Annotated in this window: 1 protein-coding gene; it reads right to left on the bottom strand. The window is 72.9% G+C overall.

The features are described from left to right. Window positions 1-351: amidohydrolase family protein (locus tag AC5RUJ_RS18775; RefSeq protein ID WP_494156575.1), on the bottom strand; the 351-nt coding region annotated here is incomplete at both ends.

Genomic DNA, 351 nt, shown 5'->3' with positions numbered 1-351 from the left:
GGTCGGTAGGCGAGGTGCGTGGCCGACGGGGCGTTGAGCAGGTGCAGGTCGGCCCGATGGCCGACGGCGAGGGAACCCACGGCACGCTGGCCCTCGGCATCGACCCCGGCATGCCGCCCGAGCGCCAGCGCCCCGCCATAGGTGGCGGCCCGGACCGCCTCGTGCACGCTGAGTCCCATCTGCAGGACGGCGGTGGTGACGCAGAAGTTCATGGAACTCGTGAACGAGGTCCCCGGGTTGCAGTTGGACGCCAGGGCGATTTCCACGCCGGCATCGAGCAGTTGCCGGCCGGGCGCCAGCGGCTGGCGGGTGGACAGGTCGCAGGCCGGCAGGCAGGTGGCCACGGTGCCG

The organism is Arthrobacter sp. Y3223164, assembly GCF_059091005.1.
Note: the sequence above shows the minus strand (reverse complement) of the source record. Positions and strands in the feature narration are given on the sequence as shown.